General features: G+C 61.4%; 18 protein-coding genes. 10 read left to right on the forward strand and 8 right to left on the reverse strand.

What is annotated here, in order from left to right:
• Positions 1-129: 129 nt before the first annotated feature.
• Together VGG22_12730 and VGG22_12735 are read right to left on the reverse strand one after the other, a co-directional pair.
• Positions 130-594: a hypothetical protein gene (locus tag VGG22_12730; GenBank protein HEY1729235.1), complete on the reverse strand. Its 465-nt coding sequence runs from the start codon at positions 592-594 to the stop codon at positions 130-132.
• Positions 595-658: 64 nt separating this feature from the next.
• A complete protein-coding gene (locus tag VGG22_12735) occupies positions 659-1,609 on the reverse strand; it encodes a D-glycerate dehydrogenase (protein HEY1729236.1) in 951 nt (316 codons plus the stop codon).
• A 57-nt stretch (positions 1,610-1,666) separates the two neighbouring features.
• On the opposite strand from VGG22_12735, the gene VGG22_12740 reads away from it, so the two are divergent.
• The 10 genes from VGG22_12740 to VGG22_12785 are packed head-to-tail and all read left to right on the forward strand — an operon-like array spanning position 1,667 to position 12,361.
• Positions 1,667-2,902 carry a Xaa-Pro peptidase family protein gene (locus VGG22_12740; protein ID HEY1729237.1) on the forward strand — a complete coding sequence of 412 codons (1,236 nt, stop codon included), beginning with the start codon at positions 1,667-1,669 and terminating at the stop codon, positions 2,900-2,902.
• A gap of 1 nt (position 2,903) precedes the next feature.
• Positions 2,904-4,484, forward strand: a complete 1,581-nt coding sequence (locus tag VGG22_12745) for a PEP/pyruvate-binding domain-containing protein (protein HEY1729238.1) — start codon at positions 2,904-2,906, stop codon at positions 4,482-4,484.
• Positions 4,485-4,511: 27 nt separating this feature from the next.
• Positions 4,512-5,399, forward strand: a complete 888-nt coding sequence (locus tag VGG22_12750) for an NAD(P)-dependent oxidoreductase (GenBank protein HEY1729239.1) — start codon at positions 4,512-4,514, stop codon at positions 5,397-5,399.
• A gap of 3 nt (positions 5,400-5,402) precedes the next feature.
• Entirely contained in the window at positions 5,403-6,266 is an 864-nt protein-coding gene (locus VGG22_12755; protein HEY1729240.1) for a branched-chain amino acid ABC transporter permease, read from the forward strand.
• Entirely contained in the window at positions 6,263-7,276 is a 1,014-nt protein-coding gene (locus VGG22_12760; protein HEY1729241.1) for a branched-chain amino acid ABC transporter permease, read from the forward strand. The genes VGG22_12755 and VGG22_12760 overlap by 4 nt, the downstream gene beginning before the upstream one ends.
• Positions 7,273-8,019, forward strand: a complete 747-nt coding sequence (locus tag VGG22_12765; GenBank protein ID HEY1729242.1) for an ABC transporter ATP-binding protein — start codon at positions 7,273-7,275, stop codon at positions 8,017-8,019. Before VGG22_12760 ends, VGG22_12765 begins: the two co-directional genes overlap by 4 nt.
• Entirely contained in the window at positions 8,016-8,744 is a 729-nt protein-coding gene (locus VGG22_12770) for an ABC transporter ATP-binding protein (protein ID HEY1729243.1), read from the forward strand. The genes VGG22_12765 and VGG22_12770 overlap by 4 nt, the downstream gene beginning before the upstream one ends.
• Positions 8,745-8,759: 15 nt before the next feature.
• On the forward strand, positions 8,760-10,019 hold the full coding sequence (locus VGG22_12775) for an ABC transporter substrate-binding protein (protein HEY1729244.1): 1,260 nt from the start codon (positions 8,760-8,762) through the stop codon (positions 10,017-10,019).
• On the forward strand, positions 10,016-11,230 hold the full coding sequence (locus VGG22_12780) for an ABC transporter substrate-binding protein (protein HEY1729245.1): 1,215 nt from the start codon (positions 10,016-10,018) through the stop codon (positions 11,228-11,230). The genes VGG22_12775 and VGG22_12780 overlap by 4 nt, the downstream gene beginning before the upstream one ends.
• A gap of 24 nt (positions 11,231-11,254) precedes the next feature.
• Positions 11,255-12,361, forward strand: a complete 1,107-nt coding sequence (locus VGG22_12785; protein ID HEY1729246.1) for an alcohol dehydrogenase catalytic domain-containing protein — start codon at positions 11,255-11,257, stop codon at positions 12,359-12,361.
• Between the two features lie 531 nt (positions 12,362-12,892).
• Here VGG22_12785 and VGG22_12790 read toward each other — a convergent pair.
• The 6 genes from VGG22_12790 to VGG22_12815 form a co-directional block, all read right to left on the reverse strand.
• Complete coding sequence (locus VGG22_12790) at positions 12,893-13,237, reverse strand: VOC family protein (protein ID HEY1729247.1); 345 nt, start codon at positions 13,235-13,237, stop codon at positions 12,893-12,895.
• Positions 13,238-13,374: 137 nt separating this feature from the next.
• Positions 13,375-13,821, reverse strand: a complete 447-nt coding sequence (locus tag VGG22_12795; GenBank protein HEY1729248.1) for a cupin domain-containing protein — start codon at positions 13,819-13,821, stop codon at positions 13,375-13,377.
• A gap of 21 nt (positions 13,822-13,842) precedes the next feature.
• Complete coding sequence (locus tag VGG22_12800; GenBank protein ID HEY1729249.1) at positions 13,843-14,286, reverse strand: cupin domain-containing protein; 444 nt, start codon at positions 14,284-14,286, stop codon at positions 13,843-13,845.
• A 74-nt stretch (positions 14,287-14,360) separates the two neighbouring features.
• On the reverse strand, positions 14,361-15,305 hold the full coding sequence (locus VGG22_12805) for a hypothetical protein (GenBank protein ID HEY1729250.1): 945 nt from the start codon (positions 15,303-15,305) through the stop codon (positions 14,361-14,363).
• A 2-nt stretch (positions 15,306-15,307) separates the two neighbouring features.
• Positions 15,308-15,652 (reverse strand): PadR family transcriptional regulator, encoded by a 345-nt coding sequence (locus tag VGG22_12810; GenBank protein ID HEY1729251.1) that lies wholly within the window; start codon positions 15,650-15,652, stop codon positions 15,308-15,310.
• A gap of 65 nt (positions 15,653-15,717) precedes the next feature.
• On the reverse strand, positions 15,718-17,067 hold the full coding sequence (locus VGG22_12815) for an FAD-dependent oxidoreductase (protein HEY1729252.1): 1,350 nt from the start codon (positions 17,065-17,067) through the stop codon (positions 15,718-15,720).
• Position 17,068: the final 1 nt, after the last annotated feature.

Raw genomic sequence — 17,068 nt, forward strand, 5'->3', positions numbered from 1 at the left:
CGAAGGCGCGTAGTCGAGGGACCGCCTAAATCTTCAACCTTGTCGCTGTCCCTCGACTACGGCGCTGCGCGCCTACGCTCGGGATGACAAGAGAGCGCCTACGCTCGGGATGACAAGAGGCGCGTTAGCTTATCGCCAGTGGTGGTAGCCGCCGAAGCCGACTCCGAGAGAGAAGCTCGGACCGTAGTAGGGATACGGATAGTACGGGTAGGGACCGTAAGCGTAGGGTCCGTCGTACTGGTACGGCGTGTCGATCTCGTTGGCGAGAAACAGATGGCCCTGGTTGTGGCCCATGATCGTCACCGACATGCCGGGTGCGAGACGAATTCCGGTCGGATTGATGATCGTGCCTTGGTGCAGCTGAATCCGGTCAACGTAGCCGTTACTGTCGGAGATCTCCATGTACGTGCCGTTCACGACCGTCACACGTCCATGAATCGTCTGTTCCGTCGTCGCGTAGCCCGGCTTAGCATAGCTCGGAAGCGGCTGCTCAGTTTGTTGCGCGAGCGCAGCATGCGGCGCGAACATGCCGAGGGCGGTTACGGCGAACGCCAGCAGCGGGGCAGCGAGCGCACGTCGTGGGAAAGTAATCATTGCTTCCATATTATCCCACCAAGGGCGTAGCCGCAATCATTTTTGATTTCTGGGAGACTAGAAGTCACTGTAATTTTTGCTGGGAATTCATGAATGCAAGCACATTGTCAGCGATGCAATCCGCAATTGCGATGCGCGTATCGACGCTTGCGCTGCCAAGGTGCGGCGTCAGCACGACGTTGTCGAAGTGCAACAAATCCGGATGCACGCTGGGCTCGTTTTCGAATACATCAAGGCCGGCGCCGGCGACTTTCCCCTCAACGAGCGCCCGTACGAGCGCAGATTCGTCGATGATGAGCCCCCGTGAGGTATTGATGATATAGGCTCCCGGCTTCATCAAAGCGAGCTCACGCGCGCCGATCAGGTGATGCGTTTCGGGGCCGTACGCCGCATTGATCGCGACAAAGTCGCTCTCGCGCAGTAGGTCGTCCAGGCTGCGGTATTCGATGCCGTCCGCAGCCTCTTCGTCCGCCGAGAGCCGTCGCGGTTTCGAGTAGAGCACGCGCATCCCGAAGCCGTGCGCGCGTTTGGCGCTGAAGCGGCCGATGGCGCCGTAGCCGATCGAGCCGAACGTTTTGCCCGCGACGGTCGCGCCCGCGAAGTGCAGCGACTGTCCTCCCGGAAAGAGTCCGCTGCGCAGCGCACGATCGGCTTCGACGACGCGTCGGGCGACGGCGAGCAGCAGCGCCCACTGCATATCCGCCGTCGTCTCGGCCACGATGTTCGGAATGTTTGCAACCACAATGCCGCGTTCTCGCGCTCGCGTAACGTTGACGTTGGTCGGATTGATGGCGCCATCCGAGATCATCACGAGCGACGGCGCGGCGTCGATGACTTCAGAGTCGACGCGGTCGTGCAACAAACAGCAAAGAATATCGCACCCCCGCACGGCCTCGATCAACTGCGCTTTCGGCAGAATCGTACGCGAGTCGGGATTAACCTCGACCGTTCCGACCGCACGCAGTCGTTCGATCGCGTTTCCCAAAAGCGGCTGGGTGACGAAGATTCGAAGCACGTAGGTAAATCAAGCTTCGTCTTGTAAGGGGCCTGCCTCGCTAAGAAAGGGTGGCTAATGGCGTCTTTCGGTTCCGTCGGGATGGACTGGCAAGAGCGTATCAATTGGCAGCGGATGCGCGAATATCGACTCCAACGCGCCCGCGAGATGATGCGCAAGCATGAGCTCGGTGCGATGCTCTGCATGTACGACGAAAACGTACGTTATCTGACCTCGACGCTCACGCCCGGCTGGAATCGCCTCAAGCCCGGCCTGAAGTACGCGATTCTGATCGAAGGCAGAGAGCCGATCCTGTACGAGCAGGGCGACATCGGGATCCACATCAAGCGTCATGCACCGTGGCTCAAGCCCGAAAACGTTCGCTTCTCGTACTCGTGGATCAAGGGCGCAGCCGGCCCTGCTTCCGAGCAGCAAGTCAAGAAGTTCACCGACGCGATCGTGCGCGATCTCGAAGAAGCAGGCGTGCGCGGAAAACCGCTCGGCGTCGACTTCATCGACATCAACATGATCAAAGCGTTTGAAAAAGCCGGCCTCAAGTGGACGGACGGCATGACGCCGATGCAGCAAGCGCGTGCGGTCAAGAACGTCGACGAACAAGAAGCGATGCGTATCGTCGGCGCGATTGGCGACTGCATGCACTACGAGTTCCAGCACATGCTCAAGCCGGGACTCACCGAGAATCAAGTCACCGCCTTCGGAATGAAGTATCTCTACGACATTCCGGGGATGGAAGACGTCGAAGACATCATAGTGTCATCCGGTCCGAATGCGTGGCCGAATTGGCGCAATTTCTCGGATCGCATCATTCTGCCGGGCGAGCTCGTCATCATCGATCTTGCCGCGCTCACCTGGAACGGATTCAAGTCGTGCTACTACCGCACGTATTGCGTCGGTGGAAAACCAACCGACGAGATGAAGCGCACCTACGAGACCGCGCTCAAGTGGTGCTATGACGCGATTCATCAAGTGAAGCCCGGTGCAACCACGCGCGACATCGCGTCAAAGTGGCCGTCGGCAAAAGAAGCTTGGGGCTACGAGAGCGAGGACATGGCAGCGGCAAACCTGTGGGGCCATGGCCTCGGTCTCGCGCAATACGACATGCCGGTGATCTCGCGCATCTGGTCGCTCGACTTTCCGCAAGTGATCGAGCCGGGTATGGTCTTCGCTCTGGAGACGCAGCACGGCGTCGTGCACAAATACGGCGTGCGGATCGAAGAGATGCTGATCGTAACCGACAACGGCTACGAGATGATCACGACCTTCCCGGTTCACGAGATAACGCTGGCTGGCTGAGATCTGCGTCGATCTCGATGCGCCGCTTTCGCCTCCAGTCGTCGGTGCGAAGGCGGCGACGCTCGGACACGCACGCCGCCTCGGCCTTCCCGCACTTCCGGGTCTCGTCGTCCCCGCCGAATGTTCGAGCCGGCCGCTCGAGCTTGCGGCGCGCGCGCATGCAGAAGGCGGTCCGGGTGCGGCGCGCCTCGCCGTCATGGAAGCGCCGCTGGATGCGGACTTGCTCGCGGAGCTGCGCGCGCGTGTTCCTTCGCTCGGCGCCACGCTCGTCGTTCGCTCGTCGAGTCCGCTCGAAGGCGAGGGGCGCTGGGCGGGCGCGTTCACGTCGTACATGAACATTACGCCCGAACAGATCGAGGTCGCCGTACGCGGCTGTTGGGCGTCGGTCTATTCGCGCGACGTGCTCGAACGATGTGAGAACGAAGGCATCGATCCCGCGACGCTCCGTCTCGCCGTTCTGATCCAACCGATGATCGATTTCGAAGCCGGCGGCGCCGCGCGCGCCAGCGCCGACGACTTCGTGCACGTTACGGCGACGAGCGGTTCGCCGGCCGAACTGATGACGGGTTGGGTAGCGGGCGAAGAAATTCTCGTCGATGCGAAAAGCACGGTTCCCGTAACGGGAACGCGCGTCATCGGCGGACAGCCGCTGGTCGACGTTGCGGATCTGACGCGCCGTTCGCGCAAACTTCTTGATGAGGATCTGATTGAGTGGGGCTACGCGCCGAAATTCGGCGTCGTGCTCTTGCAGTGCAAGCGCACTGCAGCAATCGCGCAATCAACCGCAGTCGCGCTGCCCGCCGCATCGAGGGAGAGTCCGCAAGCAGTCGCTGCAATCCGCCTCGCGCAGCTCGTGCGGCGTTTCCCGGGCTGGCTTGGTGAAGAAGTCATTTTGCCCTGGGCGATTCTGGTCGGAGACGACGCGATTCCGGAAGACGTCGAGCGCGTCAAGATCGCACCCGCAGAAGCACGCGAAGATGCGCGCATTCTTGCGCGCCGGATCGTCGCGCACGCCTGGAACCTGCCCGGCGAACGTGCCTATCGCACCGCCGTGCAAGCCGTTGAAGCCGTGCGCAGCGGCAATGCGGGCGAAGCGCTGTTGGAACGGATCGTGCGCGGCGTCCAGATCGATCGAAAGCAAGTCGCGCGACTCGTCGCGCTCTTGCGAGCCGCCGAGCACGGCGCGGCAACGCCGGGGCGCGATCGATGGGAGCCGTTTCTTTTTGCTACCGCGCACGCCTACGGTGAGCGCCGTCCCGCCGCATCGGTCATCGAAGGGATCGGTGCGGGGCGCGCCCGTTACGTTGAAGTCCCCGAAGCTGCGCCGGCGGAATTCGATCGTCGCGTGCTCATCGTCAAACAGCCGCTGAACACGTTCGCACCGCTGCTCTGGAACGCCGCGGGGCTGGTGACGATCGGCGGCGGCGCGGGGGCGCATTTGATGGAGATCGCCCGCTCGCTCGCCGTGCCTACGGTGATGCGGTGCCGTCTTGATGACCTCGTCGAAAGCGGCGCGGATAATTTCTTGCTTGGCGTCGACGGCAACGAAGGTAGCGTTTCGGTATTACCCCTGCGAGGATGAAGTCCGAGGTGAGGTGCAATCCTGGGGATGATTCTACGGGTGGGTCTGATCGGGCTTGGAATCATGGGATCGGCGTACGCCGGTCATCTTATCGACGCGGGCTTTCCGACGACGGCCTACGACGTCGACCCGGCTGCGCTCGAACGCTATAAGCAGCGCGGCGGCAATCCCGCGGTCTCGGCCAAAGGCGTTGCTGCGAACTCGGACGTCATCGTCGTTGCGCTTGCGTCGGCGAATGCCGTCGAAGCCGCGCTCTTCGGAGCCGATGGCGTCGCGAACGGCGTGAGCGCCGGGAGCGTCATCCTCGACATGGGGACGTTTCCGCTCGAGCTCAAGCGCAACGTCAAAGAACGTCTCTTGGGACACGGCGCCACCGTGCTCGATACGCCGGTGAGCGGAACGGGTTCGCAAGCCGCGACGCGTGATCTCGTCGTGTTTGCAAGCGGCGACCGCGGAGCCTTCGAGAAAGCGCGCGCGGCGCTCGATGCGCTCGCGCGCGACGTGCGCTACGTTGGCGAGTTCGGGAAGGGTTCGAAATTGAAGTACATTGCGAATCTTCTCGTGACGATCCACAATCTCTCGACCGCCGAAGCGATGGTGCTCGCGGAAAAAGCCGGAATCGACGGCAAGATGCTGCTCGACATGCTCGGCGAGAGCGCCGCAAGCTCGCGCATGTTCCAGGTGCGGGGTCCGATGATGGCTGCGCACACGTACGAGCCCGCGACGATGCGCCTCGAAGTTTATCAAAAGGATCTCGAGATCATCGACGCGTTTGCGAAGTCGCTGGATTGCCCGACGCCGCTGTTCTCGGCAAGTCTGCCATATTATGCAGGCGCGATCTCGGATGGCCGCGGCAAGCAAGACACGGCCGCGATCGTATCCGTGCTGCGCGAACGCGCCGGACTCGTGGAGTAAACGATGGGCGCAGCATTCTACGTCCAGAATTTGCTAGGTGGGCTCGCCTACGGAAGCTTGCTGTTTTTGATCGCGTCCGGCTTCACGCTGATCTTCGGTTTGATGCGTATCATCAACTTGGCGCAAACCGCATTCTATCTGATCGGCGCGTACGTCGGATTGACGCTGATCACGCACCATTTCAATTTCTGGTTGTCGGGTCTCGCCGGTGGCGTTGCGACCGCGCTCTTGGGCTTCGCGCTGTACAGTCTGTTCCTGCACCGCTATCACGCCGACCATCTCACGTCGCTGCTCCTGACGCTTGGCTTCACGCTGATGCTCGACGATTCCGTGCTCGCGATTTGGGGCGGCGATCCCCATTCGATCTCACCGCCGCACGAACTATCGGCGTCGCTGCAATTCGGCCGTCTCGTGTTTCCGTCGTATTGGCTTGCACTGATTTTCGTGAGCCTTGGGATCGCGGCGGTGCTCTTCGTGTTCATGCAACGCACGAAGCTCGGCATGATCATCCGCGCAGCCGTCGATGACGAAGAGATGACGCGCGGCCTCGGCGTCGACGTCAACCGCGCGTTCTATGTTGTGTTTACGGCCGGCGCGCTGCTCGCCGGTTTGGGTGGACTGCTCGGCGGTCCGATCACGGCCGCATATCCCGGACTCGACGGCGAACTGACGCCGCTGGCGTTTGCAGTCGTCATCGTCGGTGGAATGGGCAGTCTTTCGGGCGCCCTCGTCGGCAGCATGTTGATCGGTCTCGTGAATGCCTTCGGTAAAGCGCTCTTTCCTGAATTCTCGTACTTCACGATCTTCGTGCCGGTCGCGCTGATCATGGCGCTGCGACCGGGTGGACTTTTCGGCCGGACGCAATGATCGCACGCGGCTCATGGAAGTGGGTTGCAATCGCCGCGATCGGACTGGCGGTCGTGCTCGTCTTGCCGCGGGCCGGAGTCCCGCCGTTCTACGTTTCGCTTCTGACGCAGACGTGGATCTACGCGATCGTCGCGATGAGCTTGGATCTGCTGGTCGGATTCACCGGGCTCGTCAGCTTTGCGCAGAGCGCATTCTTCGGAGCCGGCGCTTATGGAGTTGCGATTGCCGCGACACGTTACGCGCACACGGATTTCCTGACGGGCATCCTGATCGGTTTGCTGGCCGGCGCGTTTGTCGCCGCGATCTTCGGTCTCGTCGCGCTGCGCGCCGAGGGCGTGGGCTTCATCATCATCACGATCGCACTCAACCAGATCATGTGGGGACTTGCGTATCAGTGGGTCTCAATGAGCGGCGGCGACAACGGCATCACCGGATTCATCCGCCCCAAGGTTGGGCCGTTCGACGTCTCCGGCAATGCGGGATTCTATTACGTCTGCCTCGCGTTTTTGGTGCTGATGTTGGCGCTGCTCGTCGCGATCACGCGCTCGCCGTTTGGTCTCGTGTTGCGCGGCGTGCGTGAGACGCCGCGCCGCATGCGCGCGCTCGGCTACAACGTGTGGCTGTATCGCTATCTCGCGATGTTGATCGCAGGCGGAATCGCCGGTGTCGCGGGCGTGCTCTTCGCGTGGTACAACCAGTTCGTCGGGCCGGGCGATCTCGATCTCACGCTTTCGACGCAGCTCTTGATCATCGTGATTCTCGGCGGCATCGGAACGCTGTACGGTCAAATCCTCGGCGCGGCAATCGTCGTCTTTCTCAGCAACGGTCTTTCGGCGGTCACGCAGCGCTGGGAGTTGGTGTTGGGCGCGATTTACTTCATCATCGTCATGTACGCGCCCGACGGCTTGATGGGGCTCGGAAAGCGCATCGTGCGCCGCATACAAGGGAAGCGCGCGGCCGCACCGCTGATCGAGAATCAGCTGCTGGGCGTAACGGGAGACGAATCTTGAGCGAGTGTCTGGCGCTGAAGAACGTCCACAAACGCTTCGGCAACTTGCGCGTTCTCGAAGACGTTTGTTTCACCGTTGCAGCCGGGGAGCGGCGCGGAATCATCGGGCCGAACGGCGCCGGCAAGTCGACGCTCTTCAATATCATCTCCGGTGAATTGCCGCTAACGAGCGGCTCGGTGCAGCTGCTTGGGCGCGACGTTAGCCGCATGCCGGCGCATCGCCGCGCGCGCATGGGTCTTTCGCGCACGTTCCAGACGACGACTCTCTTCCCGAAGTTGTCGGTCGTCGAGAATATCGTTCTCGCGCTGCAGGCGGGTTCCAGCGATCGTTTCCAATGTATTCTGCCGCGCAGCCGCTTTCGCGAGCGTCACGATCAGGCGCTCGAGCTGCTCGCACGCGTCGGACTCGAGGCGCGCGCCGATCTCGTCGTTGACTCGCTCGGATACGGTGAGAAGCGTCAGGTTGAGATCTTGATGGCGATTGGGCAGCGTCCGAAATTGCTCTTGCTCGACGAGCCGACGGCCGGACTTCCGCAGAGCGACGCATCACTCGTCACCGAGATGCTCAAGCGCGATAAGAGCGGGATGACGATGGTACTCATCGAGCACGACATGAGCGTCGTGTTCGACGTCGTCGAACGTCTGACGGTCTTGCACTACGGCCGAGTTATCGCCGACGGAACGCTCGAAGAGATTCGTGCCGACGCCAACGTGCAAGAGATATATCTGGGCGGCAAGCTATGAGCGCCCCTCGACAGAGCTCGGGACAGGCCATGCTCGAGGTCGACGACGTCCACACATACTACGAGCACAGCCACATCTTGCAAGGGATCACGTTGCAGGCGCAAGCCGGCGCGGTGACCGGGATTCTCGGGCGTAACGGCGTCGGGAAGACGACGCTGATGCGTTCGATCATCGGGTTCACACCGCCGCGCCGCGGCTCGATCCGCTTTGCCGGCGAGCAAATCGAACGGCTCCCCTCGCACCATATTGCCCGCCGCGGGATCGGTCTCGTGCCGCAAGGGCGCCGGGTCTTTCCATCGCTGAACGTGCTAGAGAATTTGCAGATCGGCGCCACCGGAACGCGCTCCGGCCGCTGGAATCTCGATACGGTCTTCGAGCTGTTTCCGCAGCTCAAGGATCGCCGCTCGAATTACGGCGGCCAGCTGAGCGGCGGCGAGCAACAAATGCTCGCAATCGGCCGCGCGCTGATGTCCAACCCGACGCTGCTCTTGATGGACGAGCCCTCGGAGGGCCTCGCGCCCCTGATCGTCCGCGGACTCGGCGAAACACTCGGGCGCTTGAAGGAAACGGGCCTCGCTATCGTGCTAGTCGAGCAGAACCTCCCGCTGGCGCTGTCCGTCGCCGATACCGCCTACATCGTCAGTAAGGGACAAGTCGTCTATGAGGGAAGTCCCGACGAGCTTCGCAACGACGAAGCGCTTCGAACCAAATATCTCGGTGTTTGAGGAGAGAGAGACAACGTGAAGAGACGGGATCTACTGGTCGGTGCTCCTGCTGCAATCGCACTTTCGTCAACCGGAATGCGCGCGGCACGCGCTGCGTCCAAGACGGTCAAAGTCGCGTTGCTCGCTCCGCAAACGGGTTTCGCTGCGGCTGCGGGACACGACATGGTCAATGCGTGGACTCTGTGGTGGAAACAGCACGATAACCGAACCGGCGACACGCAGGTCATCACGACCGCGTACGATACCGGCTCGAATCCGCAAACCGCGCACACAATGGTGCAGCGCGCGGTCGAAGCCGATGGCGCGCAGATGGTTCTCGGTCCGTATCTTGCCAACGAAGGACTCGCCGTTGCGCCGTATCTCGTGCAGCACCGGATTCCGATGTTCTTACCAACGGTCTCGGCGGACGATCTTTCGCAACGCACCGCAAGTCCGTACATCGTCAAAGTTGCGGGCTGGAGTTCGAGCTTGACGACGCATCCGGCCGGCGTGTGGGCATACGAGCAAGGTCATCGTAAAGCGATGACGATCGCGAGCGCATACGCGTTCGGATTCGAGAACGCTGGCGGTTTCTGTCAGACGTTCACGCAGCATGGCGGCAAGATTCTCAAGCAGCTGTGGCCGCCCAACGGTACAACCGATTTCAGCCCGTATCTCTCGCAAGTGCAGTCGCTCAACCCCGACGTCGTGTTCGTCTGCGAAGTCGGCGCGGACGCTGTCCACTTCCTCGAGCAATGGAGCTCGTTCGGCCTGAAGAACAAAGTGGCGTTGATCGCCAACGAGACGTTGATCGATCAATCCAACGTCCGCTCGATGAACCCCGAAGTCGTCGAAGGCACGATGGGCTTCGCGCACTACGCCGAAGGCCGCGATGACAAGATGACGCGCGACTTCGTCCTCAAGTACGGCGAAGCGCAAGGCGTGCTGCCGTCGTATATGGCCGCGGGCTTTTACACCGCGGCGGGTTGGATCGCAGGAGCCATCGAGAAGGTCAACGGCGATGTTTCCGAAGCCGGCAACTTCCTTGGCGCCGTTCGGCGCGTATCGCTCAGCGATTCGATTCTGGGTCCGATGCATCTCGACAGCTACGGCTGCCCGGTGCAAAACGTCTACATCCGCAAGGTCGTCGCGACGACCGGCGCGGCTGCCAAATACGCGAAGACGTGGAACGTCGTCGAGAAAGTCTATCCGAACGTCTCGCAGTTCTGGACCTGGAAGCCCGCCGACTATCTCAAGCAGCCCGTTTATTCGGACACGTACCAGGGCTACTCGTGATTTCGCGGGCGGTCGCGCTTTGCGGCGTCCTGATGCTTCTCGCGGCGGCGCCAAGTCCGCCGCTTAAGATCGGAGTGGAGCTCCCCGTCACGGGGAATTTCGCTGCGCCCGCGCGCTACATGCGCGACGGACTCGAGCTGTACCTCAAGCAGCATAATAATATGCTCGCCGGACGGACAGTCGAGCTCGATGTCGTCGACGACACCGGCCAACCGCAAGTTGCGCTCACGCAAGTCCGCAAGCTCGTCGAAGAAGATCACGTCGATCTGATCTTCGGCGTTCTTTCCGCGGCGACGGGTGCTGCGCTCGTTCCCTACATCAACGAGCACAAGATTCCGACGATTTATCCGATCGTTTCGTCAAACGATCTGACGCAGCGCACGCCCTCGCCATACATCGTGCGCACAGGCTGGACGAGCAGTCAGCCCACGCACGTCCTTGCCGACTACGCCTATCACACGCTGGGCTATCGCCGCGTCGCGACGATCGCGTACGACTTCAGCTTCGGTTGGGAGAGCATCGGCGGATTCGTCGACACGTTCCAACAAGACGGCGGGAAGGTCACGAAGCAGATCTGGAATCCGATCCAAACCTCGGATTACTCGCCGTATCTCTCCGCGTTGCCGCGCGATGTCGATGCGGTCGTTTGTAGCTATTCAGGCTCTGCGGCGATCGCCTTCATCCGGCAGTACCGCGCGTTCGGGCTGAAGATGCCGCTGATCTGTCAGGGCAATACGACCGACGAGAGCACCCTCGCCGAGACCGGTCCGACGGCGGCCGGCATCATCACCGCGCTTCAATATAGTGCGGTCCTCGAGACACCGGCCAATCAAGCCTTCGTAAAGGCCTACCAAGCCGCGTACGGCCACGAACCCTCGTATTACGCCGAAGGGACCTACGTTGCGGCAGGATTGCTTGACCGCGCCCTCGGTTCGGTAAACGGAAACACCTCGGACGCCGATGCTCTAATGAAGGCCCTCAAGCACACGCCGTTCCCATCGGCGCCCCGGGGCCCCGTCGTTTTCGACTCCTACGGGAATCCAATTCAGAACATCTATATCCGGCGGGTCGAAGACCGCGGCGGTCAGCTTGAGAATGCCGTGATCAAGACCTACAAGAGCGTGTCACAATTTTGGACCTACAACCCGCAAACGTTCCTCAGTCATCCGGTCTACTCGCGCACCTATCCCGTGTGCAACGCGTGTCAATAGACGGCTAGCGTTTCGATGGCAGGGATGCGAGCTGCGGTCTATTACGGGCCGCGAGATATACGAATCGAAGAAGTCGAACGCCCCACGGTAGCGCAGGGTGAAATTCTCGTGCGCGTCAACGCATGCGGAATCTGCGGAACCGATGCCAGCGAGTTCGTTGCGGGTCCGAAACTCTATCCGCTGGGCGCGCGGCATCCGATGACGGGTCACATCGGGCCGATTATCCCCGGACACGAATTTTCCGGATGGGTCGAAGAGATCGGCGAGTACGTTGCGACCGACCTCAAAGTCGGCGATCTCGTCGTCACCGGTGCGGCGCTGTGGTGCGGAATCTGCGCGCAATGCCGAGCGGGCCGCACGAGCATCTGTCACTGGCAAGCGAGCGTGGGTTTGCACCGGAACGGCGGACTCGCGGAGTACGTCAGCGTCCCCTCGCACATTCTCGTGCGCGCCGAACCGCTGAGCCCGGACGTCGCCGCGCTTGCGCAGCCGATGTCCGTCGCCAATCACGCGGTGCGCCGCGCGCGTCCGCAAGACAACGAAGACGCCCTCGTCATCGGTGCAGGTGGAATTGGAACGTTCCTGACGTACGCGCTCTCCAATTTCGGCGCGCGCGTGATCGCCGTGGACTTGTCGGCCGAGCGCCTGGCCGTAGCGCGCAAGCTCGGCGCGGAAGCGACGCTGCGCGGCGCTGATACCGAAGCGATTCGCCGCGAGCTTACCAAGCGCGGGATTACGCCGACGCTCGTCTTCGAAGCGACGGGAAGCGAAGCCGGATTCGATGCGGCAATCGCGCTCGTCGAACCGGGCGGAACCGTCGTCACGGTCGGCATCGCAGCAAATCGGGTCAATCTCGACGCCCGCCGCGTCACGCTCAAAGAAGTTGCGATCATCGGCACCAACGGACTCATCACCGACGAAGACGTCCCCGCCGCCGTGAAGCTGCTCGCCAACGATCAAATGCTGTGGTCAGAAGTCGCGCCGGTCGCGATCCCGCTCGAGCACTTGGTTGAGGACGGTCTGCTTCCGATGGCCGAAGGCCGCGCTAAACGCATCAAGACGCTCGTCGACCCCGCGATCAAAACCCAGCGCTCAACGGTCATGCTCGACTCGCAAAAACTGTCGTCCTAGGTTTACCGGGCGCACGTTCGATTTCCGGGAGCTGGCGATTTCGCGCAAAGGGCCGCCTCACGCGACGATTGCGCCTCCAATGTCATCCTGAGCGTAGCGTTCTGCCGCTGTCATCCTGAGCGTAGCGTTCCGCAGCTGTCATCCTGAGCGTAGCGTTCTGCCGCTGTCATCCTGAGCGTAGCGTTCTGCCGCTGTCATCCTGAGCGTAGCGTTCTGCCGCTGTCATCCTGAGCGTAGCGTTCTGCCGCTGTCATCCTGAGCGTAGCGTTCCGCCGCTGTCATCCTGAGCGTAGCGTTCTGCCGCTGTCATCCTGAGCGTAGCGTTCCGCAGGAACGCGAAGTCGAAGGACGATCCCAAACGATGCGGGTTGCGCAACGATGTCAGAGGGTTGAGGACAGGATCGCGCCCGCGACCTTTCGAGATCGCTACGCGAGTGGGATGATTTCTGCGGTCCCTCGACTACGGCGCACTGCGTGCGCCTACGCTCGGGATGACAACGGGTGCGCCTACGCTCGGGATGACACGAAGGATTACTTGGGCTGCCACAGCTCGACGGGGTTGCCTTCAGGGTCGTGTATGCGCGCGAAGCGGCCGTAGGGATAGGTTTCTGGATCGACCTTGACCTCGATTCCGGCGGCTTGCAGCTGCGCGACCATTTTGTCGAGATCGCCGACTCGGAAGTTCACCATCCAATGTTTCTCGAGGTCACCAAAATACTTGGTCGTTTCGGGAAATGGAGTGAACGCGGTTGGGCCCGCTTCTTGCTCCCACGCTGGGTTGGCCGTGATTCCGAGATGCTCTTCGTACCACTTGGTCAACGCTTTGGGATCGTGCGCGCGGAAGAAGAGTCCGCCGATTCCGGTTACTCGTTCCATCGTAGCTTCTTTCTTGCCGCGCGCCGGTTCACCGGTTGGCTGCGCAAACGCCGATTGGTTCCGGTTTATGATGAAGGTTGACCCGAAGGCGCCCGATAGAATGCGAAGTAGCTGTGGTCTTTGAAGCCGCATCGCGGTTACGGCAAGACGTGCATATCGTCCGGAGCTTGCGGTGGTGACTTGATCGCGATTGCCTTGTAATCCGTCATCATTCCGTGCGCGGTGCCTTTCGGGATCAAGATCAGATCGCCGGGGCCGACCGGAACCTGCTTGTCGCCCAGCCAGAACATTCCGTGGCCCTCGACGATGTATTGCGCTTCATTGGCGTTGGCGTGAAAGTGCTTGGCGACGTGTCCGTCTTGAATTTGGATCGCGCCGGTCTCCGTCACGGCGACGACTTTGACCGCGAGTGTTGCATTCGCGGCCTTGGGCGGAAAATCGGCAGCCGTCATCTGGCCGACGTGAATGACTGCGGGTCCCCAGCCGATGCTTGGAGCTTGCGCGCGACCGGTGCTAACGCCGGCAAAGAATGCGATTGCTGCGACTGCGGCAACGCCAGTTAAACGAACCAGAAAACCTTTCATGAATCCCCTCCGAAAAAAGCGTTATGGTACTGGGTGGATATCGTCCGGTGCCTGAGGCGGAGATTTGAATGCGATTGCTTTGTAGTTCGAGTCCATGCCGTGCGGCGTGCCTTTTGGAATGATAATGAGATCGCCGGGGCCGACATGGACTTGTTTGTCGCCAAGCCAGAACATCCCGGAACCTTCGAGGATGAACTGTGCCTCGTTGGAGTTTGCGTGATAGTGCTTCTTGGTTGCACCCTCTTGGATCTGCACGACGCCCGTATCCGCGCGTCCCAGAACTTTGACGCGCGCATACGCGCCCGGTGCGGGCGTCGGAAAATCGGCGTCCGTGAATTGAGCGGTGTGAATGACCACTGGGCCCCAGGTGCTGGGCACTTGTGCCCGCCCGGTGCTGACCCCGGCATAAAATGCGAGGCCGATAACTGCGGCGGAGACGCTGATACGAATCAAGACGCTCTTCATTGATCCCCCCTCCAAAAGCGAACGGTGTTATGGACTACTGCCGTGCGAGCGTAGTAAGACCCTCGTTGGTCCTTTTAGGCGTGGGCGATGTTGAGCGGTGGCGTTTTCGAGCGATGCGCGAGCGATCGCACGTTGGTGATAACCTGTGCCACGCAGATCAAGCCGAATGCAGCCAGAAAACCGAGGATGACGTTGTTCGGAACTGCGGGGATGATCGCGGCCGTCGCGATTACGTAAATTGCGTTTGCGGCAATCAAGACGCCGAAGCGAACCCGCACATGCGCCGGACGCGTCGCGAGAAGGATATCTGCGACGACGATCAGTCCGGTTGCGAAGAAGAGCGCAACGAAAAACCAGTGCCATGCGGCGCCTAGAACGATGCCGTTCGAAACTGCGCCGGCGGCGGTGATGCCGAGGCTTTGTCGGACCGCGTGCTCGCCAAGCAGCCACAGCGCTCCAACGATAAGAACGAAGGCCTCGATCAAGAGATGAACGGGCGAGAGCCGTTCGGTCTCGGGCCGCGGCAACATTTCCGGATCCCAACCACGCGCGACGACACGCTCTATGAGCGTCTCGTCTCCGCCGAGACGTTCGGCTATCGCAAACATCACGGTGATGACCGCGATCGGATAGAGAATCGCAGGCCAAAGCAAACCGATGCCGCTCAGGAAACTCGACAGCGGATCCAAGCTTACGAGCGCTGCAAGCGCGGCGCCGATCATGACGAGAATCACGAACGTCAGGCTCACGATTCTGAGCGTATAGATATAAAACGGATAAAGCAGTGGCCCGATGAGTGAGCGTTGGGGCAGATGCCGAAATGCGACGAGCCGCGGATGTCCGTAATCGGCAAGAATAGGCGCAAGGTCTTCGGACGTCGCAGGGCGCCCGAGTTTTTCCGCGCGTGCTTCGATGCGCGATTGCACTTCGTCGGAAATCTCTGCAAGGATGTCATCCCGCTGCTCACTGTCGTCTAGATGGCGGCGAATCTCAAATAAATAGCGCTCGAGCAGTTCCACCCTTAGGCCTCCTGAAGAATGGACTGAAGCGACGCGTTGATTGCGCGCAGCTCGTCCAGCAATTTTTGTAAAATGATCTCGCCGCCCGCGGACAGGCGATAGAAGCGCTTGCGCCGCTTGTTCTCTTCGCGCCACTCGCTGCTGAGTAAACCTTGCGTTTCGAGTCTGCGAATGAGCGGATAGAGCGTGCCTTCGTCGATATCCAGACCTCGTTCAGCCAGAGCTTTCCGAAGCGTGTAGCCATAGTGCTCGAAACGTAACTGGCCTAGGACGGCTAGCGTCAGACAGCCGCGGCGCAGCTCGAGGCGCATGCCCTGGAGAATATCGTCGAGGTTGCTGTGTGGCATATACTATGTGATACACAGTATAAGCGGCGACCAGCTTCCCTGTCAACGGTGTCGGGTTGGCTCCTCTATATGAGCAGTCGCGCCAGCGAGGGCAGCCCCTCGTTAAAGGTCGGATGGATGTGCACGGAACGTTCCAGCACGCGCCAGGTCGAGCCGGCTTCCATGTGAGCAAGAATTGTGTGTACGATCTCGCCGGCTTCGTAGCCAACCAGCGTTGCGCCGAGAATCGCTTCGCTCTTCGCGTCGACGACGAGCCGGTAGAAGCCGCGCGTCAGATTCCACTCGACTCCGCGCGCGTCGTCCTCAAGCTGGTACGTGACGACGCGAACGTCGCGGCCTTTGCGTTTAGCTTCCTCTTCGTTCATGCCGACGCGCCCGAGCTGCGGCTCCGTGAACGTCGAGTAGCCGAGAACGCGATCGTCCCGCGTGCGCGTCCCGCCCTCGATGACCGCCTTGACGCGCCGGTAATCTTCCCACGCGACGTGCGTGAATGCGGGCTGACCGGCGACCTCGCCCATTGCGTAGACGCCGCTGCACGTCGTGCGCAGACTTTGATCGACTTTCACGAACTTGCGTTCGTCGAGCTCGATGCCCGATTTTGCGCAGTCGAGTGCGTCCGTGTTTGGCGTCCTGCCCGCCGCAACGAGAATCGCGTCGGTCTCGATTTCTTCGCCGCCTTCGATCCGCACGCACAGCTTCTCGCCGCGGCGCACGCACGACGCACTTTTGCCGATACGCAGATCCACGCCATCGTCGCGTAGCGCTTTGGCCAAGACTTCGGTTGCATCGGCGTCTTCGCGTGGAATCAGCCGGGGCCCGGTTTCGAGAATCGTGACGTCGGTGCCCAGACGCTGCATCCCCTGACCGAGCTCGAGGCCGACGTAACCGCCGCCGATGATGATGATGCTCTTCGGCAGGTCTTCGAGATCGAAAAACGTCTCGTTGGTCAGGTATGGCAGCTCGCTGAGGCCGTCGATCGGCGGACAAGCCGGGCTCGTTCCGGTGTCGAGCACGACGAGCGGCGCGCGCGCCGTGTAGCCTTCGGCTTCGAGCGTCCGCTCGCCGACGAAGCGCGCCTCGCCCATCACGACGTGCACGCCAGCGTCGGAAAGGCTGCGCTCGGCGCCGTCATGCCAGTCCCGGCGAACCGCGTTGACGCGGCGCATGATCGCACGCGTGTCGAGCGTGATCTCACAGTGCACGCCGATTTGTCCGGCGGCGCGCGCACGGCCCGCGTTGTGCGCTGAGGCTAAGAACGCTTTGGACGGCGTGCAGCCGACGTTGACGCACGTCCCGCCCAAATGCTTGCGCTCGAAGAGCACGACATGTTTTCCGGCCTTCGCGTAGTCGACGGCGAGCGGGCGGCCGCCCTGTCCTGCGCCGACGACGATCAGATCCGCCTCTTCGATTGGCATC

The sequence above is a fragment of the Candidatus Baltobacteraceae bacterium genome (assembly GCA_036489885.1).
In the GTDB taxonomy this organism is placed as follows: Bacteria; Vulcanimicrobiota; Vulcanimicrobiia; order Vulcanimicrobiales; family Vulcanimicrobiaceae; genus JAFAMS01.